Here is a 21,430-nt window from a genome sequence, read left to right as displayed (position 1 = left end):
GTTCGCGTCCTGCCGCACGGGCGGCGCCGGCGCAGCCGATCAGGTTATCGAAGGCGAGCGTCCGCGGCAATGCCGATCGGCTGCAGCACGGCGAGGGCGAACGGATGCCGCCTCGACCTCGGCTACGCTCGACCGCAGCGCGCTCGCGAGTCGGAAGGGTGGCACGTGTACCTGAAGAGCCTGACGCTGAAGGGCTTCAAGTCCTTCGCCCAGCCGACGACGTTCGCCTTCGAGCAGGGCGTCACGTGCATCGTCGGCCCCAACGGCTCCGGCAAGTCCAACGTCGTGGACGCCCTCGCCTGGGTCATGGGCGAGCAGGGCGCGAAGACCCTCCGCGGCGGAAAGATGGAGGACGTCATCTTCGCCGGCACCTCGACGCGAGGCCCACTCGGGCGCGCCGAGGTCAGCCTCACGATCGACAACTCCGACGGCGCGCTGCCGATCGAGTACTCGGAGGTGTCGATCTCGCGCACGCTGTTCCGCAACGGCTCCAGCGAGTACGCCATCAACGGCGAGACCTGCCGCCTGCTCGACGTGCAGGAACTGCTCTCCGACTCCGGCCTCGGCCGGGAGATGCACGTCATCGTGGGACAGGGGCAGCTCGATGCCGTCCTCCGCGCCACGCCCGAGGACCGGCGCGGCTTCATCGAGGAGGCCGCGGGCATCCTGAAGCACCGGCGGCGCAAGGAGAAGACCCTCCGCAAGCTCGACGCGATGCAGGCGAACCTCACCCGGCTGTCGGACCTCGCCGGTGAGATCCGGCGCCAGCTGAAGCCACTCGGCCGCCAGGCCGAGGTGGCGCGCGAGGCCGCGACCATCGCGGCGGTCGTGCGCGACGCCAAGGCGCGGCTCCTGGCCGACGAGGTCATCGGGCTCCGGCGGGCCCTCGAGGACCACGGTCGCACCGAGCAGCAGCGCCACGCCGAGCGGCTCGTGCTGCAGGACCAGCTCGAACAGCGCCAGGCCCGCGTCACCGCACTCGAGCAGTCGCACCTCGGCGACGACGTCGACACGGCCCGCGCCGCGAACTTCGCCCTCGAGCAGGCCCGCACCGCCCTCCGGTCGCTCGACTCGCTCGCGAACCAGCGCATCGCGCTGCTCTCCGCGGCCGATGAGACGACGGATGCCGCGCCCACCGTCACCCGTTCGATGATCGAGGACGCGGTCGCCGAGCTCGACGAGATCCGCGAGGGCATCGACGTCGCGGCATCCGCGCTCGAGGTGGCCCAGGATGCGACCCGTCGCACGCGGCTCGAGCTCGACGCGGTCGACCTCGACATCGCCCGGCGCAGCGCCGAGGTGCAGGCGTACGACCTCGAGGCCTCCAAGCTGTCCGGGCTCGCCGATTCCGAGGCGTCCAAGCTGGCCGCGGTGCGCGGCGAGGTGCTGCGGCACGCGAACGCCCTCGACGCCTCCTCGCAGCGCCGTGAGGCGGCCGCGATCGCGCTCGCCGAGGCCACGAGCGAGGCCGAGGTCGAGCAGACCGCCGAGACCGACCTCGACGAGGCGTACGAGCTGGCCCAGGCGGCCGTGTTCGAGGCCGAGGCCGAGATCGAGCGACTCCGCGACGAGCTCCACGAGGGGGAGCGCGAGCAGGGTGCGCTGGCCGCCCGCAGCCAGGCCCTCTCGCTCGCCCTCGACCAGAAGGACGGCTCGGCCGCCCTCGTCGCGGCGAAGGTCGCCGGCGTGCGCGGCCTCCTCGCCGAATCGCTCCAGGTCGCCCCGGGCTACGAGGCGGCGATCTCGGCCGCACTGGGCTCGTTGAGCGACGCGGTGCTCGTCGACGACCTTCGCGCGGCTCACGACGCGCTCGTGACCGCCGAACGCGGCGACATGGGCCGGGTCGCACTCGTGCTCGCCGCGCCGGCCGGCGGAGCCCGCCCGAGCGGCGACGCGCTGCCCGAGGGATTCGTCGCGGCATCCGACGTCGTCACCGCCCCCGCGGGCGTTCACGGCCTCCTCGCCGAGGTGCTCGTCGCCGACGACCTCGATGCCGTGCGCTCGGCCGAGGCGACCCTCGCCGAGCGGGCGGTCCCCGCGACCGTGATCACGCGCGACGGCACGCTCGTCGGTCGGTACGTGGTCCGCGGCGGCACCGGTCGCAAGCAGAGCCGCATCGAGCTGCTCGCCGAGCGCGACCGGGCCGCGGCGCGCCTCGACGAGGTCCGCAGCGAGATCGAGCGCCGACGCGCGGAGCTCGGCGAGCAGCGCGAGCTGCACGCGCGGGCGAAGGAGGCTGCGAAAGCCGCCCTCACGGCGCTCCGCGAGTTCGACGCGCAGCTCGCACAGCGGGCCGAACGCCTGAACCGGGCGCGCGTGCAGGCCGAGGCCGCCGAGGCGGACTCCGAGCGACTCCGGCAGGCCGTCGCGAACGCCCAGGAGCGGGTCGCCGACGCCGAGGCCGCGTCGGCCGCGGCGAAGGAGGCGCTCGAGACCGCACGTGCCGTGCCGAGGCCCGTGCTCGACCCGAGCGCCCGGGACGCGGCATCCGCCCGCCTGGATCGCGCACGCGAGGCCGAGGTCGAGGCGAAGCTGCGGCTCGAGACCGCGCGCGAGCGGGTCCGTGCCGAGGAGGCCCGCATCCGGGCGATGCAGGCCCAGCACGATGCCGAGCGGCAGGCCGCGGCGGAGGCCGCGAGGCGTGCCGTCGTGCGCCGCTCTCAACTGGCCGCGGCAAGCGCGGTGGCGTCGTCGCTGCCCGCCGCGCTCGCCTCCGTCGATGCATCGGTCGCCGAGGCGGGCGTCGCGCTCGCGCGTGCCGAGGCCGAGCGGTCGGCCCGCAACGAGGAGCTCCAGGCGCTCCGCCGCGACGAGGGCGTCGTGCGCGAGCGCCTCCATTCCGTGACGGAGGACGTCCACGGCCTCGAGTTGCGCATCTACGAGAAGAAGCTCCAGCTCGGCAGCATGCTCGAGCGTGGCGAATCGGAGCTCGGCCTCGACGAGGCGGTGCTCGTGGCCGAGTACGGCCCCGAGGTGCCCATCCCCGTCGACGGCCCGGGTGAGCCGGCCGAGCGCCGCGACGCCGGAGCGGACGCCGGCGACGAGGCGCCTGACGACGGTGGCGAATCGGCCGTTCCGACCCGTCCGTACCGCCGCGAGGAGCAGCAGCGACGGCTCGCCGCGGCGGAGCGCAAGCTCGCCCAGCTCGGTCGCGTGAACCCGCTCGCGCTCGAGGAGTTCGCGGCGCTCGAGCAGCGTCACCGGTTCCTCACCGAGCAGCTCACCGACCTCGCGAACACGCGCAAGGACCTCCTCACGATCATCGAGGAGATCGACGGCAAGATGTCGACGATCTTCCGAGACGCGTTCGACGACACGCAGGCCGCCTTCGCGCAGGTCTTCCCCGTGCTCTTCCCCGGGGGAGCGGGCAGCATCTCGCTCACGAACCCCGACGACATGCTCACGACGGGCATCGAGGTGGCCGTGCGCCCGGCCGGCAAGAAGATCGAACGGCTCTCGCTGCTCTCGGGCGGCGAGCGATCACTGGCGGCGGTCGCCCTCCTGCTCGCCATCTTCAAGGCGCGCCCGAGCCCGTTCTACATCATGGACGAGGTCGAGGCGGCCCTCGACGACGCCAACCTCGGGCGACTGCTGACGACCCTCGAGGACCTGCGCGAGAACAGCCAGCTCATCGTCATCACCCACCAGAAGCGCACCATGGAGATCGCCGACGCCCTCTACGGCGTCTCGATGCGCCAGGACGGCGTCTCGGCCGTCGTCGGCCAGCGCGTGCGCGAGGAGCCGACGGCGAAGGCCAGCTAGCCGAGCGGATGCCGCGGGCCGGCGATGGCCGCGCCGCGGCATCCGCTCGTCGGCGGCACCGGGCTCGGCTCAGGTGATCCGGCGGTCGTCGGGTTCGACGATCCGGAACCAGCGATACCCGTAGGCGTCGAGGTGCACGTCGATGCGCCCGCGCTCGTCCATGGGGTCCTCCTCGACGGTGAACAGGTCGGACAGCACCGTTCCCTCCGCGACCTCGCCGAGTTCGAGCGGGACGACCGTCGGCACGGCGGCGAAGTTGTGCAGCGCCACGAAACGGCCGACGTCGGCCGTGATCCGGTGCGCGAGCACCGTGTCCTGCCCGGTCGGCAGCACGTCGAACGCGCCCCAGCCGATCTCGGGGGAGCTGCGGTAGCGCACCGCGAGTTCCCGGATGAAGCCGAGCAGCGACTCGGGGTCGTGCATCTGCGCCTCGACGTTGACGTGCTCGGGTGCGTAGCCGTCGGACGGCGGCGATGCGACGAGGCGCCCCGGCGCGGCGCGGGAGAAGCCGCCGTTGCGACCGCCCGTCCATTGCATCGGCGTCCGCACCGCCTGGCGGCCGGCCTGCGCGCCGTTCTCGCCCATGCCGATCTCCTCGCCGTAGAACAGCACGGGCGTGCCGGGCAGCGAGAAGAGCAGGCTGTAGACCATGCGGATGCGGCGGGGGTCGCCGTCGAGCATGGGTGGGAGCCTGCGGACGATGCCACGGTCGTAGACGCGCATCCACTCCTCGGGCGCGAAGGCCTCGAACACCTCGGCGCGCTCGGGGTCGGAGAGCTTGTCGAGCGTCAGCTCGTCGTGGTTGCGCACGAAGTTCGCCCATTGCGCCTCGGGCTCGATGGGCGGCCGGCTCGCGAGGCTGGCCGCGAGTGGGCGCGCATCCTGCCGTGCGAGGGAGAGGTAGAGCGCCTGCATCCCGAGGAAGTCGAACTGCATGGTGAGCTCGGAGGCGTCGCCCGCCTTCCCGAAGTACTCGAGCTGCTGGTCGTAGGGCAGGTTGACCTCCCCGAGCAGCACGGCCTCGCTCGACCGGCGCTGGAGGAACCGGCGGAGGTCGCGGAGGAACTCGTGCGGGTCGCCGATGTCCACGCCCTCGGGCGGTTCGATGAGGAACGGCACCGCGTCGACGCGGAATCCTGAGATGCCGAGCTGCAGCCAGAAGCCGAGGGTCTTCGCGATCTCGTCGCGCACGGCGGGATTGGCGATGTTCAGGTCGGGCTGGTGGCGGTAGAAGCTGTGCAGGTAGTACTGGTCGGTGCCCTCGTCGTACTCCCAGATCGAGTCCTCCTCGCCCGGGAACACCGCGTTCGGCGTCTTGGGCGGTTCATCGCGCCACACGTACCAGTCGCGGTACGGCGAGTTGCGGCTCCGCCTGGCGGACTTGAACCACGGATGCCGCGCCGAGGTGTGGTTCATCACGAAGTCGATGATCACCCGCATGCCGCGGTCGCGGGCGGTTCGGGTGAACTCCGCGACGTCGCCGAGGGAGCCGAGGCGCGGGTCGACGCCGAAGAAGTCGGTGATGTCGTAGCCGTCGTCGCGGTCGGGCGTGGGCTGGAACGGCATCAGCCAGATGCAGGTGACGCCGAGGGCGGCCAAGTGGTCCAGCCGGTGCGCGAGGCCCTCGAGGTCGCCGCAACCGTCGTCGTTCCAGTCCATGTACGTCTCGACGTCGAGGCAGTAGACGATCGCCGTCTTCCACCAGAGGTCGCTCCGGTCGGTGATCTTCACTGCCCGGCCCCCTTCAGTTGCGGCAGGACATGCTCGCCGAAGGCATCGATGAAGCCCTCCTGCCGGGTGCCGACGTGGTGCAGGAAGATGCGGTCGACCCCGAGTTCGGCGATGCCCGCCAGGTGATCGAGGTGGCGGCCGGTGTCGGCCGAGGCGAGCAGGGTGCCGGCGACCTGGTCGGGGGTGGCGTCGGCGGTGCGCGCGTCGAAGTCCTCCGGTCGGTCGAGTTCCCACGCGAGGTGCGCGGGGACGAGGCTCTGGCGCCACTGGTCGTGGGCGATCGCGATCGCCTCGTCGTCCGTGGTGGCCCAGCTCAGGTGCACCTGCACCGCGATGGGACCATCGCCGCCCGCGTCGCGGTAGGCGGCCACGAAGTCGCGGAGCGCGTCGCGCGGCTGGTCCACGGTGATGACGCCGTCGGCCCACGCCGCGGCCTCGCGTGCGGTCTCCGTGCTGACGGCCGCGGCCAGCAGGGGCGGCGGGACGTCGGGAAGGCTCCACACCCGGGCGCGGTCGACCCGGACGAGGCCGTCGGCCGTCACCTCCTCGCCGGCGAGGAGCCGGCGGATGACGTCGACGGTCTCGACGAGCCGGGCGTCGCGCTCCTCCTTCTCGGGCCACGGGTCGCCGGTGACGTGCTCGTTGATCGCCTCGCCGCTGCCGAGCGCGGCCCAGAACCGGTTCGGGTACATCTCGGCGAGGGTGGCCAGCTTCTGGGCGGCGACCGCCGGGTGGTAGCGCTGCCCGGGCGCGGTCACGACGCCGAGGGGCAGCGAGGTCGCCTCGAGCGCCGCACCGAGCCAGCTCCAGGCGTAGCCCGAGTGGCCCTGCCGGATGCTCCAGGGCTCGAGGTGATCGCTGCACATCGCGGCGTCGAAGCCCGCGGCTTCGGCATGCTTCACGGCCTGGAGCAGGCGGCTGGGCGGCAGTTGTTCGTGCGAGGCGTGGAATCCCACGATCGTCATTCGCACTCCTTCCGTCAGCCTCGAGGCTCCCAGCGTGGGCGCCGGGCGGGCAACCCCTTGCAGGCGAACCGTCCGCGGTGTACCGGCGCTCTAGGCTGGAGGCATGGCAGAACGTGCATCCTGGTCGCTCGGAGCGGCCCTCCGCGGGGTCTTCGGGGCGAAGACGATCGACGAGGACACCTGGGACGACCTCGAGGCGGCGCTCATCCGCGCGGACTTCGGGCCCGCGGTCACTGAAGAGATCGTCGAGGGCATCAAGGCGCAGGTCGAGCGGTATCGCACGACCGACCCGAAGGACGTCCAGCGGATGCTGCGCGAGGTCGTCGAGGAGCGCCTCGCCAAGTACGACCCGACGCTGAAGCTCACCGAGCGACCGGCCGTCGTGCTCGTCGTCGGGGTGAACGGCGTGGGCAAGACCACGACCATCGGCAAGTTCGCCCGCTTCCTCCGCACCTACGACCGCAGTGTCGTCGTCGGCGCGGCCGACACGTTCCGCGCCGCGGCCGTCGACCAGCTGGCGACCTGGGCGGGCCGCGCCGGAGCCGAGATCGTGCGTCCCGAGCGCGAGGGCCAGGACCCGGCATCCGTCGCATTCCAGACCGTCGACCGCGCCAAGCGGGAGGGCATCGAGATCGCGATCATCGACACGGCCGGCCGCCTGCACACCAAGGGCGGCCTCATGGACGAGCTCGGCAAGATCCGCCGCGTCATCGAGAAGCAGGCCCCCATCAGCGAGGTGCTCCTCGTGCTCGACGCGACCACCGGCCAGAACGGGCTCGCCCAGGCCGAGGCGTTCATCGAGCACGGCGGCGTCACGGGCCTCGTCCTGACCAAGCTGGACGGCAGCGCCAAGGGCGGCTTCGTGCTCGCCGTGCAGGAGAAGACCGGCCTGCCCATCAAGCTCATCGGCCAGGGCGAGGGCATCAACGACCTCACCGGGTTCACGCCCCACGTCTTCGCGCAGAAACTCGTCGGCTGACGCCGACCACTCCACAGGAAGGGCAGGTCATGGCCACCGAGCACGACTACTTCGGCATCGTCGGCGACTACTGGTCGGAGGTGATCGAGTACGCCGACCAGCGCGTCGAGGTCGTCCTCGAGACCGAGGACGACGAGGTGCCCGCCAGCGCGCTCGACACGGCCGCCGCCATGGTGAGCGAGCTCGAGCTCGTCGACGACGAGATCCGCAACGCCTTCGTCAGCCAGCTCGACTCCGGCAGCTCGCCCGTGGTGACGTACCTGAACGCGCTGCTCGACCCCGAGCTCGAGCAGGCCGAGGAGATCGAGGATGCCATCGGCCGCGACTCCGGCGATCGCCAGATCGATGCCCTGCGCTCGATGACCCTCGTGCGCGTCGACCTCCGCCCCGAGCTCTACGGCGAGGGCGAGGGATTCGCCGAATTCGAGTACGGGCTGGCTCCCGAGGAGACCGACGAACGCCTCATCGCCTCGATCGACGTGGGGCGCGAGGTCGTCGACGTGCGCGTCGAGGGCTGATCGGCGAGGTTGCCCCGGCCGCACGGAGCGGCATCCGCGGTCGCTTAGAATCGAAGCACCATGGCTACCTTCGGAAACCTGTCTGACCGCCTCGCCGAGACCTTCAAGAACCTCCGCACCAAGGGCAAGCTCTCTGCGGCCGATGTCGACGGCACCGTCCGCGAGATCCGCCGCGCACTGCTCGACGCCGACGTCTCCCTCGACGTCGTCAAGCAGTTCACGTCGCACGTGCGCGAGCGCGCGCTCGGCGACGAGGTCAACAAGGCCCTGAACCCGGCCCAGCAGGTCGTGCAGATCGTCAACGAGGAGCTCGTCGCGATCCTCGGCGGCCAGCAGCGGCGGCTGCAGTTCGCGAAGAACCCGCCGACGGTCATCATGCTCGCGGGCCTCCAGGGCGCCGGCAAGACGACCCTCGCCGGCAAGCTCGCGAAGTGGCTCGTCAAGGATGGCCACACGCCCATGCTCGTCGCGGCCGACCTGCAGCGCCCGAACGCGGTCAACCAGCTCCAGGTGGTCGGCTCCCAGGCGGGCGTCACCGTCTTCGCGCCCGAGCCCGGCAACGGCGTGGGCGACCCCGTCAAGGTCGCGAAGGATGCCGTCAAGCAGGCCGAGCGCGCCCAGCACGACGTCGTCATCATCGACACCGCCGGTCGACTCGGCGTGGACGCCGAGATGATGAAGCAGGCCGCGAACATCCGCAAGGCGACGAACCCCGACGAGGTGCTCTTCGTCATCGACGCCATGATCGGCCAAGACGCCGTGACCACGGCGAAGGCCTTCCAGGAGGGCGTCGACTTCACCGGCGTCGTGCTCTCCAAGCTCGACGGCGATGCGCGCGGCGGTGCGGCCCTGAGCGTGGCGTCCGTCACGGGGCGCCCCATCATCTTCGCCTCCACGGGTGAGGGCCTCGACGACTTCGAGCCCTTCCACCCCGACCGCATGGCGAGCCGCATCCTCGACCTCGGCGACATCCTGACCCTCATCGAGCAGGCCCAGCAGGCCTTCGACGAGGAGGAGGCCATGAAGGTCGCCGAGAAGCTGGCGACCGAGCAGTTCACGCTCGAGGACTTTCTCGCGCAGATGCAGCAGCTCCGCGGCGCCGGCTCGATCAAGAAGATGCTCGGCATGCTCCCGGGCGCCGGCGGCATGAAGCAGCAGCTCGAGAACTTCGACGAGCGCGAGATCGTGCGCACCGAGGCGATCATCCAGTCGATGACGCCCGCCGAGCGCAAGAACACGAAGCTGCTCAACGGGTCCCGCCGACTCCGCATCGCGAGGGGCGCCGGCATGACGGTGACCGATGTGAACCAGCTCGTGCAGCGCTTCGAGCAGGCCGCGAAGATGATGAAGACCGTGGCCCGCGGCGGCATGCCGCAGATTCCCGGCATGGGCCCGATGCCGGGCGGCGGCGGGCACGGCGGCGGCAAGCGCCAGGCGGCCAAGGGCAAGAAGAAGGCCTCCGGGTCGCGCTCCGGAAACCCGGCGAAGCGCGCGGCCGAGAACCAGGCGATCACCGACGGCCGGCCCGTGGCCGGTGCGCCGGCGGCCTCGGGTGCCGGCTTCGGCCTCGGCACGAAGGGCGGCGCGCCGACGCCGTCGGCCGAAGACCTCGCCAAGGTCCAGAAGCTCCTCGGGCGCTGAGCCCGGCGGGCCGAGGTCGCCGACCAGGCCGGCCGTCTCGCGCGTCCACGGGGTCGTGAGCGACGCCCGTTCAGTCGCGGCTGACCGGCGCCCCGTCGAGGTAGGCCGTGAGGGCGCTGCCGTCGAGCAGGTCGATGCGCCGATGCGTCCGATCGATCCGGCGACGGATGCGGCGCAGCGGCAGTTCCGCCTGCGAGGCGGCGAACACGACGTTGCCCGGCCCGGCCTCGGCGAACACGGCCGGCGCCGCGAGCGCCGCCACGTCGGCGAACACGTCGCGGAGGGTGGCCCCGGCGGTGCGCGAGATCCCGAGCCCGCTCGAGGCGATCGTGTTCACGACGAGCACGCCGGCGGGGCCGAGCAGGCTCGCGATCGCGTCGAAGAACTCGGTGGTGGCCAGGTGCTCGGGGGTCCGGCTGCCCGAGAAGACGTCGACGATCACGAGATCGAACTCGACGCGATGCGCCGCCGAGCGATCCACCGCGACGCGGGCGTCGTCGTACTCGAACGTCACCGTGAGCGCGGGGTCGAGCGGCAGCGCGTCGAGGACGAACTCGACGAGCTCCCGGTGCAGGTCCACGACGTGCTGCACGGATGCCGGGCGCGTCGCGCCGACGTACCTCGCGAGCGTCAGTGCACCCGCCCCGAGGTGCAGTACCCGCGCGGGGGAGGCCGGCTCGAGGCATCCGTCGATCACCGCGGCCACGCAGCGCACGTACTCGAGTTGGAGGTCGGTCGGGTCCGCGGGATTCACGTGCGACTGGGTGATGCCGTCGACGACGAGGGAGACGCCGCCGTTCGCCCCGCGGGCGGGGAGGAGTTCCGCGCGGAGCCCTCCGAGATCGAGGGTGAGCGGGCCTCGGACATCCATGCTCCAACCCTATGCGGGATCGAGTTTGCTTACAGAGCTGTAAGCAACGCGTTCCGGGAACGCGCTACAGTGTTGCGGGCGGTGACCAGCGCCGTGACCACGTGGGGAGCAGCATCATGACGATCGGTTCGGCCGACTACCGCGACTCGGGACTCGCCTTCGGCGAGGACTTCCTCTTCGGCTCGGCGACCGCCTCGTACCAGATCGAGGGCGCCGTGCACGAGGACGGTCGGGGAGCATCAATCTGGGACACGTTCAGCCACACGCCGGGCAAGGTGTGGAACGGCGACACGGGCGATCGTGCATGCGACCACTACCACCGGCTCGAGGAGGACCTCGACCTCATGGTGCGCCTCGGGCTCGAGGCGTACCGCTTCTCGATCGCCTGGCCGCGCATCCAGCCCACCGGTCGGGGCCCGGCGAACGAGGCCGGGCTGGCGTTCTACGAGCGCCTCGTCGACGGGCTCATCGCACGCGGCATCCGCCCGATCGCGACGCTCTACCACTGGGACCTCCCGCAGGCGCTCGAGGACGAGGGCGGCTGGACCGCTCGCTCGACCGCCGAGGCGTTCGCGGAGTACGCGCGCATCGTGGGGGAGCGGCTCGGCGATCGCGTCGCCGTCTGGACCACCCTGAACGAGCCATGGTGCGCCGCATACCTCGGGTACGGTTCGGGGGCGCACGCGCCCGGCCTGATGGACGGAGCGAAGGCCCTGGCCGCCGTCCATCACCTGAACCTCGCGCACGGCATGGCGATATCCGCGCTCCGCGAGGTCGTCACGAACGATCCCGGATACTCGATCACCCTCAACCTGCACGTCATCCGGCCCGTCGGGCCGACTGGCGCAGAGGCGGCCCGACGCATCGACGGGCTGGCCAACCGCGTGTTCCTCGGCCCGCTCCTCGACGGCGAGTACCCGGCCGACGTCATCGTCGACACGGCCGACCTCACCGACTGGTCGTTCGTGAAGCCGGGCGACACCGAGCTGATCCGCCAGCCGATCAGCCTGCTCGGCGTGAACTACTACTCGACCGTGACGGTCAGCATGTGGGACGGCGAGTCGCCGCGCGCCAATGCCGACGGGCACAAGGACATGGGCGGCACGCCCTGGCCCGGGTCCGAGATGGTCGAGTTCCTCGAGCAGCCCGGCCCGTACACCGAGATGGGCTGGAACATCGACCCGTCGGGCCTCGAGGACCTCCTCGTCGCCCTGCACGAGGCCTACCCCGGACTGTCGCTCATGGTCACCGAGAACGGGGCCGCGTTCGCCGACGAGGTCGTCGAGGGCGCAGACGGGCCCGCGGTGCACGACGTCGAGCGCACCGACTACCTGCGCCGGCACTTCACGGCCGCGCACCGCGCCATGCAGCGCGGCGTCGACCTGCGCGGGTACCAGGTGTGGTCGCTCATGGACAACTTCGAGTGGGGCTTCGGGTACTCCAAGCGCTTCGGCATCGTGCGGGTCGACTACGACACCTTCGAGCGCCTCCCGAAGGACAGCGCGCTCTGGTACGCCGAGCTCATCCGCACGCGCTCATTGCCGGAGGCCCCCGTCCCGGAGGCCTGAGGCATCAGCCAGCGGATGCCGCCGCGGCGTCGCCGCGCAGTTCCCGCGCGAGGTGCGCCACGACGGCCGTGAGGTCGCCGTCGTTGGCGGCCGCGACCTGGAGCTGGCGCTGCGAGCTGCCCCCTCGGTCGAGGAGGTCGCCCACGAGCCGGAGCTCGTGGACGCAGTCCAGCCGTTCGGCGACCGGCTCGAGCGTCACGATGAGGTCGCGGAGGTCGTCGGAGACGAGGCGCTCGGTCCCCTCGGCATCGGTGATGACCTCGGCGGCCAGGCCGTACCTCGCGGCCCGCCACTTGTTCTCACGTGTGTACCAGGGCTGCAGCACGGTGAGGGCCTCGCCGTCGTCGAGGCGCGCGCTCATCCACTCGACGAGGCACTGCACGAGCGCCCCGATGGCGGCGAGGTCCTCGGCGGTCGAGACGCCGTCGCACACGCGGACCTCGATCGTGCCCCACTTCGGCGAGGGCCGGATGTCCCAGCGGACCTCGGAGTAGTCCTCGATGACGCCGGTGCGCACGAGGTCGTCGACGTATCGCTCGTAGGCGGCCCAGTCGGGTTGGTGGTAGGGCAGGCCCGCGGTCGGCAACTGCTGGAACATGAGGGCCCGGTTGGACGCGTACCCCGTGTCCACGCCCGCCCAGAACGGGCTCGACGCGGAGAGCGCCTGCAGGTGCGGGAGGTAGGTGAGCAGCCCGTCGAGGATGGGCAGGGCCTTGTCGCGCTCCTCGATGCCGACGTGCACGTGCACGCCCCAGATCATCATGTTGCGCCCCCACCATCGGGTGCGCTCGACGAGCTTGTGGTAGCGCGGCTTGTCGGTCAGGTGCTGGTCGTACCACTGGCTGAAGGGGTGCGAGCCGCTGCAGATCAGCTCGTAGTCGCCGAGTTCGTCGACGACCGCGCGCACCTCGTCGAGTTGGCCCTGCAGGTCGGCCACGGCGTCGGCGACGCGGTCGTGGACGCCGCTCACGAGTTCGACGGTGTTCGTGAGCATCTCCGCGGTGATCCACGGATGCTGCCCGCCCTCGCTGCGTGCGTGCAGCACGTCGAGCACCCGATCGCCGATCGAGGCGAGCTCGCCGGTGGCGCGATCCACGATCGCGACCTCCCATTCGAGGCCCACCGTGGACCGGGCGGAGTGGGCGAACTCGATCGGCATGCGGTCCCCTTTCGCGCGGTGCGTGCTCCACCGTCGGCCCATCATGACATGCACCCCGGGCGATTATCCTTCTGCATGGTTATCTGCAAGAATGGTCAGTCGAGTTCTGTTGCGCCCGACCCTCTATCCGGCGCACGGATCCACTCAGAGCTTCCGCCGAGTGTGCACCCCACGCTCACGGCTGTCAGTTCGCCCACCTCATAACATTTCAGGAGAATTGTGGCTGTCAAGATTCGTCTCAAGCGTCTCGGCAAGATCCGGGCGCCGTACTACCGCATCGTCGTGGCCGACTCGCGCACCAAGCGCGACGGTCGCGTGATCGAGGAGATCGGCAAGTACCACCCCACCGAGACGCCCTCGTTCATCCAGGTCGACTCCGAGCGTGCCCAGTACTGGCTCTCCGTCGGTGCGCAGCCGACCGAGCAGGTCGCGGCCATCCTCAAGCTGACCGGCGACTGGGGCAAGTTCAAGGGCGACAAGGACGCGGTCTCGACCGTGCAGGTCGCCGAGCCCAAGGCTGCCTTCGTCGCCGACGAGAAGAAGAAGCCGGTGCTGAAGCCCAAGGCCGACAAGCCCGCGCCGAAGGCCGAAGAGGCCGAGGCCGCCGAGGCGTCGACGGACGAGGCGTAGGTCTTGCTCCAGTCCGCGCTCGAACACCTCGTCAAGGGGATCGTCGATCACCCTGACGACGTGAAGGTCGTCTCCGCGTCGAGCGCACGTGGCGAGGTCCTCGAGGTTCATGTGAACCCCGAGGACCTCGGTCGCGTGATCGGTCGCGCCGGACGCACCGCGAAGGCGCTCCGGACGCTCGTCACCGCACTCGCCGATGGTCGCCGCGTCCGCGTCGACGTCGTCGACACCGACGACTGACGTGTCCGACGCCCCCAGAACCCAGCTCCGGGTCGGTCGCCTCACCAAGGCGCACGGCCTCAAGGGAGCCATCAAGCTCGAGCTCTACACCGACGACCCCGAGCGCCGGTTCGTGCCGGGCGCCGAGTTCTCGCTGCAGGTGCCGGCCTCGTCGCCGTGGCACGGCAAGCACCTCGTGCTCCGCGAACTGCGCTGGTACAACCAGATCCCCGTCGGCTTCTTCGAGGGCGTCGACGACCGGACGGCGGCCGAGGGCCTCCTGAAGGCGATCCTCTGGGTCGAGAACGTCGACCAGGAGGAGTCCGAACCCGACGCGTGGTACGACCACCAGCTCGTCGGCCTCGCCGTCGTCCGCGACGGCGAGAAGGTCGGCGAGGTCGTCCGCGTCGACCACTTCCCCGCTCAGGACCTCCTGATCGTCCGCGCCGCCGACCGCGAGGTCATGGTGCCGTTCGTCCAGGCGATCGTTCCCGAGGTCGACCTCGCCGCCGGCACCGTCCGGGTCACGCCGCCGGCCGGCCTCTTCGAGGACGTCGCCGATGACGGTGAGTCCGACGAACCGGATGCCGCGTCCGACACGACGGGCGACTGAGGCACGCGTGCGCATCGACATCGTCACGATCTTCCCCGAGTTCTTCTCGGTCCTCGACATCTCGCTGCTCGGCAAGGCCAGGCAGGCGGGCATCATCGACGTCGTGGCGCACGATCTGCGCGCGTTCACTCATGACCGTCACCGCACGGTCGACGACACCCCGTACGGCGGGGGAGCCGGCATGGTCATGAAGCCGGAGCCGTGGGGCGAGGCGATCGACTCGATCGTCGGCCCCGCGGCATCCGAAGCCCTGCTCGTCGTCCCCTCGCCGGCGGGTGAGCCGTTCACCCAGGCCGTGGCGCGCGAGCTCGGGGCCGAGCAGCACCTCGTCTTCGCCTGCGGGCGCTACGAGGGCATCGACCAGCGGGTCTCCGACCACTACGCTACGCGCATGCGCGTGCGTGCGATCAGCCTCGGCGACTACGTGCTGAACGGCGGCGAGGTGGCCGTCATGGCGATGATCGAGGCCGCGGGCCGCCTGGTGCCCGGCGTCGTGGGCAACCCCGAGAGCCTCGTCGAGGAGTCGCACGAAGACGGCCTGCTCGAGTATCCGAGCTATACCAAGCCGTCGGTGTGGCGCGACCTCGAGGTCCCGCCCGTGCTGCTCTCCGGCAACCACGGCGCCGTCGCCGCGTGGCGTCGCGAGCAGCAGCTGGAGCGCACCCGTCGCGTGCGGCCCGAACTGCTCGACGGCTGAGGCCCTCCGCCGGGCCACGTGAGCTGTTCTTCACGTCCCGGAAACAGGCGGGTGCCGATGTGGAAACACGCCGTGCATAACGTCGAAACCGGCGGCTGAGACCCGCCGGGAAGAGCGGGTTGCACCATGCCAGGGTCGAGTGGCGCTGACCTCCCATCCGAGGTCGTCGAAGGTTCCCCGGTGCGACTGGTCGCCGTGACGCACGGCGTCCCGTCCTCGGCGAATCGCGAGGCGGTCCTGCGACTGGTCGACCGCGTGGTCGAGTCGGCCGCCGGGTTGGACGTCGCCATCAGCTTCGTCGACGCGAGCACCGCGGATGTCGCCGCCGCCGTCGCCGCCGCGGCCGATGCCGACAGCGTGATCGTGCCGCTGACGCTCTCGGCCGGCTATCACGTGCGCACGGGCCTGTCGTTCGGCCTGGAGCGCATCGGCGCCGCCGGTCGACTGGCCGCGGAGCTCGGCCCCGACGACCGCATCGTCGGCGCCCTCGCCGACCGCCTCGCGGAGGCCGGTCTCGAGCCCGGCGACCAGGTGCTGCTCGCGGCCGCCGGGTCCAACGACCCCCGGGCCGTGCGCGAGTGCTTCGAGACCGCGCGGCGCCTCGGCCACCACCTGGGCCGTTCGGTGACCGTCGGGTTCATCGCGGCGGCCATTCCGCGGCTGCCCGACGCGATCGAGATGATCCGCGAGGTGCACCCGGGCACCCGCATCATCGTCGCGGCGTACCTGCTCGCGCCGGGCGCCTTCTACGACTCGGTGCTCGCCGCCGGCGCCGAGGTCGTCGCCGAACCGCTCATCGCGGCCGGCCGCCCGGTCCCGCAGGGCCTCGTCGACGTGGTCCTCGATCGGTACGCGGCCGTGGCGGCCGACCGACTGCGGTCCGCCTGAGCATCCGGGTGCGCCTCACACGGTGAGCGTCGGCTCCCCGTCGGGGTCGCCGACCCGCGCGAGCACGTCGGCGATGCGTCCGCGGCATCCGCCGCACCCGGTGCCCGCTCGGGTGTCTCGACCGACACCCTCGACGGTCGTGTTCCCGCAGGCGGCGGACTCCTCGATCCGGCCGACGGTGACGGCGTTGCACCAGCAGACGGTCGTCGCCGGCGAGAACGCGTCCGCGTCGGCGGCCGGGTCGTAGTCGGGCCCGTCGAAGCGCAGGAGCAGGGACCGATCGGCCGGAAGCTCGCCGCCGCGTTCGAACAGCAGGGTCAGCTCGGCCGCCGTGCGCGGCATCCCGACGCTCACGAAGCCCGTCAGGACGCCGTCCTCGGTGACCATCTTGACGTACCTCAGGTGCTCGGGATCGGCCCATTGGGCGATGCGCCGCCGCGGGTGGAGGGCGTCGTCGTCGAACGGATCGCCCGAGATGTCGCCGACGGCGACGACGTCGATGTGCTCGGCCTTCAGCATCACGAGCGGCTCGCGCTCGACGGGAGGCGCGACCGTGGTCGGCCGTTCGACGGCCTCATCGAGGAAGGTGCCGGCGAGCCAGGCGGCCTGGCGCCATCCGGGCGCGATGAGCCCGGACGGCGCGCCTGGCAGCGTGCGCTGGCCGGCCAGTTCCTCGGTGCGCTCGACGACCTGCGCGCAGTCGCCGATGGCGAAGACGGCCGGGTCGCTCCAGGAGGCGAGCGTCGGGTGCACGACGATGCCCGATGCGGTGCGCAGGCCGGCGAGGACGGCCAATTCGGTGCGCGGGCTGACCCCGCAGGAGAGTACGAGCAGGTCGCCCCTGATCTGCTTGCCGTCGGCGGTCACGAGCATGTCGAAGCGGCGCTCGCCGGCGTCGTCGGTGTGGAAGGCGACGGCCTCGGCGCGGCTGTGCGCGATGACCTGGATGCCGGTGCGTCGCAGCGCCGACCTCAGGACCTGGCCGCCGCCGCGATCGAGGTTGCGGGGCATCGGGTGCGGGCCGTGGTGCACGACGCACACCTGTGCGCCGGCGTGGGCCGCGGCGAGTGCCAGCTCGAGGCCGAGCACGCCCGCGCCGAGGACGATGATGCGCTTGCGGCCCTGCACCGCCTCCAGGACCCGTTCGGCGTCCGCGAGGTCGCGCAACGCGGTGATGCCCGCCGGCAGGTCGTCATCGCGGGCGATGAGGCTGCGGCCGTACTTCTCCAGCGATGCGAGGTCCCGGCGGTTGCGCTCGACGCCGTCGAGCGTCGGGACGTTCGCCCGTGCGCCCGTGGCGAGCACGAGCCGGTCGTACGCCAGGGACTCGCCGGTGCTGAGCCTCACGGTGCGCGCAGCTCGATCGATGCCGACGACGTCGACGCCGGAGAGGACGCGGGCGCCGGCCTCCTCGGCCGATTCGCGGTCCCCGATGAACATCGAGTCCAGGTCCGTGTTGCCGACCGCGTACTCGGCGACGAGGACCCGGTTGTAGGCCTCGACGGGTTCGCCGGAGAGCACGGTGAGCGCGACGGCTCCGCTCCGCACGCCGGGCAGCAGCTCCTCGACGAATCGGGCGCCGACCGGACCGTAGCCGACGAGGACGACCTTCAAGGGGCTCATGCGGGCACTCCGGTCTCTGCGCTGCGCAGTGAAGCGGCGGCGATGCGGCGGATGCCGACGACGCTGGTCTTGAACTCGGGCATCGCCGAGATCGGGTCGACGGCGTCGGAGGTGAGCAGGTTCGCCGCCTGGTCGTCGCCGTAGTGGAAGGGCAGGAACACCGCATCGGGTCGGATGTCGGGGGTCAGCCGGGCACGGCAGCGCACGACGCCGCGATGGTTGGCGAGTTCGACCTCGTCGTCGTCGTCGATGCCGAGACGCAGCCCGGTCGCGGGATGCAGCGTCGCGATCGCCTCGGGACGGGCCTCGAGGAGTTCGGGAACCCGCCGGGTCTGTGCACCGCTCTGGTAGTGCTCGAGGAGCCGCCCCGTGATGAGGGTGATCTCGGCGCCGATCGGGGCGGGGCGAGCCGTCTCGCGCACGGCGACCGGGACGAGCCGTGCGAGTCCGTCGGGGTGCGCGAATCGTTCGGCGAAGAGGCGAGGCGTTCCGGTGCCGCCGCGCGGGTAGGGCCAGTGGGCCGCCTCGCCGCGGTCGAGCATCGCGTAGTCGATGCCCGAGTAGTCGGCGATGCCGCCCTCGGAGGCGAGGCGCAGTTCCTCGAAGACGGTTTCCGGATCGGTGTCGAAGGCGGCCGTGCACCCGAGGCGCTCGGCCAGCTCGTGCAGGATCCAGAGCTCGTCGCGCACGCCGGAGGGCGGCGTGATGGCACGGCGCCGCCGGATGACGCGGCCCTCGAGCGAGGTCATCGTGCCCTCCTCCTCGGCCCACTGGGTGATGGGCAGCACGACGTCGGCCAGTGCGGCCGTCTCGGAGAGGAAGAAGTCGCACACGACGAGCAGGTCGAGCCGTTCGAGCCCGGCGCGCACGTCGAGGACGTTGGGCGAGCTGACCACGAGGTTGGAGCCGTGCACCATGAGCGCCCGCACGCCGCCCGGCGCACCGAGCATCTTCAGCAGCTCGACCGCCGGTACGCCGGGCCCGGGGATGGCCTCCGGGTCCACGCCCCACACCCGCGCCACGTGGGCGCGCGCCTCGGGGTCGGTGATCTTGCGGTATCCCGGGAGCTGGTCGCACTTCTGGCCGTGCTCCCGGCCGCCCTGGCCGTTGCCCTGCCCGGTGAGGGTGCCGTACCCGCTGCCGACCCGGCCCGGGAGGCCGAGCAGGAGTGCGAGGTTGATCGCCGCCGTGGCGGTGTCGGTGCCGTCGACGTGCTGCTCGACGCCCCGGCCGGTGAGGATGTAGGTGCCGCGGCCGGACGCGAGCCGCCGCGCGAGCCGCTTCAGCGTGAGCGCGGCGACGCCCGTGACCGACTGCACGCGCTCGGGCCACCACGCGGCGACGCTGCGCCGCACGCGCTCGAACCCCACGGTCCGGGAGTCGACGTAGTCGAGGTCGACGAGTCGTTCGGCGATGACGATGTGGATCAGGCCCAGGAGCAGGGGGAGGTCGGTGCCGGGGACGGGCTGGACGTGCAACCCTCGTCCGTCCTCCGTCAGTCGCGCGGTCGCCGTGCGGCGGGGGTCGACGACCACGAGGCCGCCGGCGGCCTGCGCTCCGGCGAGGTGGCCGATGAACGGCGGCATCGTCTCGGCGACGTTCGTGCCGAGCAGCAGCACCGTCTCCGCCCCGTCGAGGTCCTCGAGCGGGAAGGGCAGGCCCCGGTCGACCCCGAATGCCCGGTTCCCGGCCGCCGCGGCCGAGGACATGCAGTACCGGCCGTTGTAGTCGATGCGGCTGGTGCCGAGCGCCAACCTCGCGAACTTGCCGAGCAGGTACGCCTTCTCGTTCGTGAGGCCGCCGCCGCCGAAGACGCCGACCGCGTCGGCACCGTGCTCCGAGCGGATGCCGCGGAGTGATGCCGCCACGAGGTCGAGCGCGTCGTCCCAGCTCGCCTCGTGGAGCACGCCGTCGGCGCCCCGCACGAGCGGGGCGCCGAGGCGGGACGGGGCCCGGAGCAGTTCCGCCGACGTCCAGCCCTTCTTGCAGAGACCGCCCCGATTGGTGGGGAAGTCGCGCCCCGTGACGGTCACCGGTGTGGTTGCGGCATCCGCTGCGGCATCCGTCGGGGTCAGCGTCATCGCGCACTGCAACGCGCAGTACGGGCAATGGGTGTCGGCGGAAGGGCTCAAGCTGGTCTCGATTCAGATCTTGTGGGCGCTGAGCTTGTCGGACCGCACGTACACGGCCCAGGTGAGCACGAGCAGCAGCACGTAGGCCGCGATGAACCCTGCGAAGGCGGCGCCGTAGCCGCCGGTGGACTGGAACGAGAGGTTCAGCGCCTGCGGGATGAGGAAGCCGCCGTAGGCGCCGATGGCGGAGATGAGGCCCAGTGCCGCTGCGGCCTTGCGCTGGGTCGAGACGTCGCCCGTGCCGCCGCCGCGAACCGCGAACACGATCGGCACCATGCGGTAGGTGGACCCGTTCCCGATGCCCGCCGAGGCGAAGAGCAGCAGGAAGAGGCCGAGGAAGAGCCAGAAGTTGCCGAGCGGCAGGGTGACCAGCACGGCGATCGTGATGAGCGCCATCGCGGCGAAGGCGACCATCGTGATCCGCGCGCCGCCGAACCGGTCGGAGAGCCGTCCGCCGTAGGGCCGGGCGAGCGAGCCCACCAGGGCACCCAGGAACGCGAGCGGCACCGCGGCACCGCCGATGGCGATCGCGGAGAACTCCGGGAACTGGTCGGCGATGAGCTTGGGGAAGACGCTCGCGAAGCCGATGAACGAGCCGAACGTGCCGATGTAGAGCAGGGAGAGCAGCCAGAGGTGGGGTTCCTTCAGCGCGGCGGCCGATCCGCTGAAGTCCGCCTTCGCGTTGGAGAGGTTGTCCATGTAGCGGGCGGCGCCGAACATCGCGACGAGGATGAACGGGATCCAGATCCAGCCGGCGACCGGGAGGTTGAGGGTGGCAGCGGCGCCGATCGTGATGGCGATCGGCACGACGAACTGGGCCACGGCGGCGCCGAGGTTGCCGCCGGCCGCGTTCAGGCCGAGCGCCCAGCCCTTCTCGCGCTGGGGGTAGAAGAAGGTGATGTTCGACATGGAGCTGGCGAAGTTGCCGCCGCCGAAGCCCGCGAGCGCCGCGGCCCCGAGCAGGACCGGGAAGGGCGTGTCGGGGTTGGAGACGCAGACGACCATCGCGATGGTCGGCGCGAGCAGGAGGCCGGCGGAGATGATGGTCCAGTTGCGTCCGCCGAACTTCGGCACGAGGAACGAATAGGGGATCCGCAGCGTCGCGCCGACGAGGCTCGGGATCGAGATGAGCCAGAAGATCTCGCCCGTGGTCAGGTTGAAGCCGGCCGCGGGGAGGGCGACGGCGACGACGCTCCAGAGCTGCCACACCACGAATCCGAGGAACTCCGCGAAGATCGACCAGTTCAGGTTCCGGCGCGCGATCGCCCGGCCCTGCGACTCCCACTGCTCGGTGTTCTCGGCGTCCCATCCGTCGATCCACCGGCCCGGCCGCCTGCGCAGCTCGGGCGCCGCGGCCGTCGTATCGGGCGATGCGGATGTCGCGGCGGGAGCGGTGCTCACGGTCTGGGTCATCGGTGCCTCCGGGGTTCGATC

The 21,430-nt window shown here is 71.5% G+C and carries 17 protein-coding genes; 10 read left to right on the top strand and 7 right to left on the bottom strand.

Annotation, left to right across the window (positions count from 1 at the left end):
• The first annotated feature begins 165 nt into the window (after positions 1-165).
• Positions 166-3,762 carry a chromosome segregation protein SMC gene (smc, locus tag GQQ95_RS11625; protein WP_157427831.1) on the top strand — a complete coding sequence of 1,199 codons (3,597 nt, stop codon included), beginning with the start codon at positions 166-168 and terminating at the stop codon, positions 3,760-3,762.
• Positions 3,763-3,831: 69 nt separating this feature from the next.
• Here smc and GQQ95_RS11620 read toward each other — a convergent pair whose 3' ends face one another.
• Together GQQ95_RS11620 and GQQ95_RS11615 are read right to left on the bottom strand one after the other, a co-directional pair.
• Entirely contained in the window at positions 3,832-5,493 is a 1,662-nt protein-coding gene (locus GQQ95_RS11620; RefSeq protein ID WP_157427830.1) for an alpha-amylase family protein, read from the bottom strand.
• The gene (locus GQQ95_RS11615; protein WP_157427829.1) at positions 5,490-6,458 is read right to left on the bottom strand and encodes a TIGR03885 family FMN-dependent LLM class oxidoreductase; all 969 of its coding nucleotides are present in this window, start codon (positions 6,456-6,458) and stop codon (positions 5,490-5,492) included. Before GQQ95_RS11615 ends, GQQ95_RS11620 begins: the two co-directional genes overlap by 4 nt.
• A gap of 103 nt (positions 6,459-6,561) precedes the next feature.
• Between GQQ95_RS11615 and ftsY the strand changes: the two genes are divergently transcribed.
• From ftsY to ffh, 3 genes are read left to right on the top strand one after another with little or no spacing between them, the layout of a single operon-like run.
• Complete coding sequence (ftsY, locus tag GQQ95_RS11610) at positions 6,562-7,437, top strand: signal recognition particle-docking protein FtsY (protein WP_157427828.1); 876 nt, start codon at positions 6,562-6,564, stop codon at positions 7,435-7,437.
• Between the two features lie 29 nt (positions 7,438-7,466).
• A complete protein-coding gene (locus GQQ95_RS11605; RefSeq protein ID WP_157427827.1) occupies positions 7,467-7,955 on the top strand; it encodes a DUF2004 domain-containing protein in 489 nt (162 codons plus the stop codon).
• 60 nt (positions 7,956-8,015) lie between these two features.
• Complete coding sequence (gene ffh, locus GQQ95_RS11600) at positions 8,016-9,596, top strand: signal recognition particle protein (protein ID WP_157427826.1); 1,581 nt, start codon at positions 8,016-8,018, stop codon at positions 9,594-9,596.
• A 70-nt stretch (positions 9,597-9,666) separates the two neighbouring features.
• On the opposite strand, the gene GQQ95_RS11595 is transcribed toward ffh, so the two are convergent.
• Positions 9,667-10,467, bottom strand: coding sequence for a spermidine synthase (locus GQQ95_RS11595; RefSeq protein ID WP_157427825.1), 801 nt, complete (start codon positions 10,465-10,467; stop codon positions 9,667-9,669).
• A gap of 116 nt (positions 10,468-10,583) precedes the next feature.
• Here GQQ95_RS11595 and GQQ95_RS11590 point away from each other — a divergent pair, with 116 nt between their 5' ends.
• Positions 10,584-12,035: a GH1 family beta-glucosidase gene (locus GQQ95_RS11590; RefSeq protein WP_157427824.1), complete on the top strand. Its 1,452-nt coding sequence runs from the start codon at positions 10,584-10,586 to the stop codon at positions 12,033-12,035.
• A 4-nt stretch (positions 12,036-12,039) separates the two neighbouring features.
• Here GQQ95_RS11590 and GQQ95_RS11585 read toward each other — a convergent pair whose 3' ends face one another.
• Positions 12,040-13,194: a glutamate--cysteine ligase gene (locus GQQ95_RS11585; protein ID WP_157427823.1), complete on the bottom strand. Its 1,155-nt coding sequence runs from the start codon at positions 13,192-13,194 to the stop codon at positions 12,040-12,042.
• A 219-nt stretch (positions 13,195-13,413) separates the two neighbouring features.
• Between GQQ95_RS11585 and rpsP the strand changes: the two genes are divergently transcribed.
• The 5 genes from rpsP to GQQ95_RS11560 all read left to right on the top strand — a co-directional run bounded on the left by rpsP (position 13,414) and on the right by GQQ95_RS11560 (position 16,241).
• A complete protein-coding gene (gene rpsP, locus GQQ95_RS11580; protein WP_157427822.1) occupies positions 13,414-13,824 on the top strand; it encodes a 30S ribosomal protein S16 in 411 nt (136 codons plus the stop codon).
• Between the two features lie 3 nt (positions 13,825-13,827).
• The gene (locus GQQ95_RS11575; RefSeq protein WP_056651189.1) at positions 13,828-14,064 is read left to right on the top strand and encodes an RNA-binding protein; all 237 of its coding nucleotides are present in this window, start codon (positions 13,828-13,830) and stop codon (positions 14,062-14,064) included.
• The gene (gene rimM / locus GQQ95_RS11570; RefSeq protein WP_157427821.1) at positions 14,021-14,656 is read left to right on the top strand and encodes a ribosome maturation factor RimM; all 636 of its coding nucleotides are present in this window, start codon (positions 14,021-14,023) and stop codon (positions 14,654-14,656) included. The genes GQQ95_RS11575 and rimM overlap by 44 nt, the downstream gene beginning before the upstream one ends.
• A gap of 7 nt (positions 14,657-14,663) precedes the next feature.
• Positions 14,664-15,353 carry a tRNA (guanosine(37)-N1)-methyltransferase TrmD gene (gene trmD, locus GQQ95_RS11565; RefSeq protein WP_157427820.1) on the top strand — a complete coding sequence of 230 codons (690 nt, stop codon included), beginning with the start codon at positions 14,664-14,666 and terminating at the stop codon, positions 15,351-15,353.
• A gap of 180 nt (positions 15,354-15,533) precedes the next feature.
• Complete coding sequence (locus tag GQQ95_RS11560; RefSeq protein WP_170297044.1) at positions 15,534-16,241, top strand: sirohydrochlorin chelatase; 708 nt, start codon at positions 15,534-15,536, stop codon at positions 16,239-16,241.
• A 15-nt stretch (positions 16,242-16,256) separates the two neighbouring features.
• Here GQQ95_RS11560 and GQQ95_RS11555 read toward each other — a convergent pair whose 3' ends face one another.
• Genes GQQ95_RS11555 through GQQ95_RS11545 form a run of 3 tightly spaced genes read right to left on the bottom strand, consistent with a single transcriptional unit; the run spans position 16,257 to position 21,409 of the window.
• Positions 16,257-17,864, bottom strand: coding sequence for an FAD-dependent oxidoreductase (locus tag GQQ95_RS11555; protein WP_157427818.1), 1,608 nt, complete (start codon positions 17,862-17,864; stop codon positions 16,257-16,259).
• A complete protein-coding gene (locus GQQ95_RS11550) occupies positions 17,861-19,996 on the bottom strand; it encodes a molybdopterin oxidoreductase family protein (RefSeq protein WP_157427817.1) in 2,136 nt (711 codons plus the stop codon). Before GQQ95_RS11550 ends, GQQ95_RS11555 begins: the two co-directional genes overlap by 4 nt.
• Positions 19,997-20,008: 12 nt before the next feature.
• Complete coding sequence (locus GQQ95_RS11545) at positions 20,009-21,409, bottom strand: MFS transporter (RefSeq protein WP_157427816.1); 1,401 nt, start codon at positions 21,407-21,409, stop codon at positions 20,009-20,011.
• Positions 21,410-21,430 lie beyond the last annotated feature (21 nt).

The organism is Agromyces salentinus, assembly GCF_009749395.1.
GTDB lineage: Bacteria > Actinomycetota > Actinomycetes > Actinomycetales > Microbacteriaceae > Agromyces > Agromyces salentinus.
This window is presented reverse-complemented; position numbering and strand designations above follow the sequence as displayed.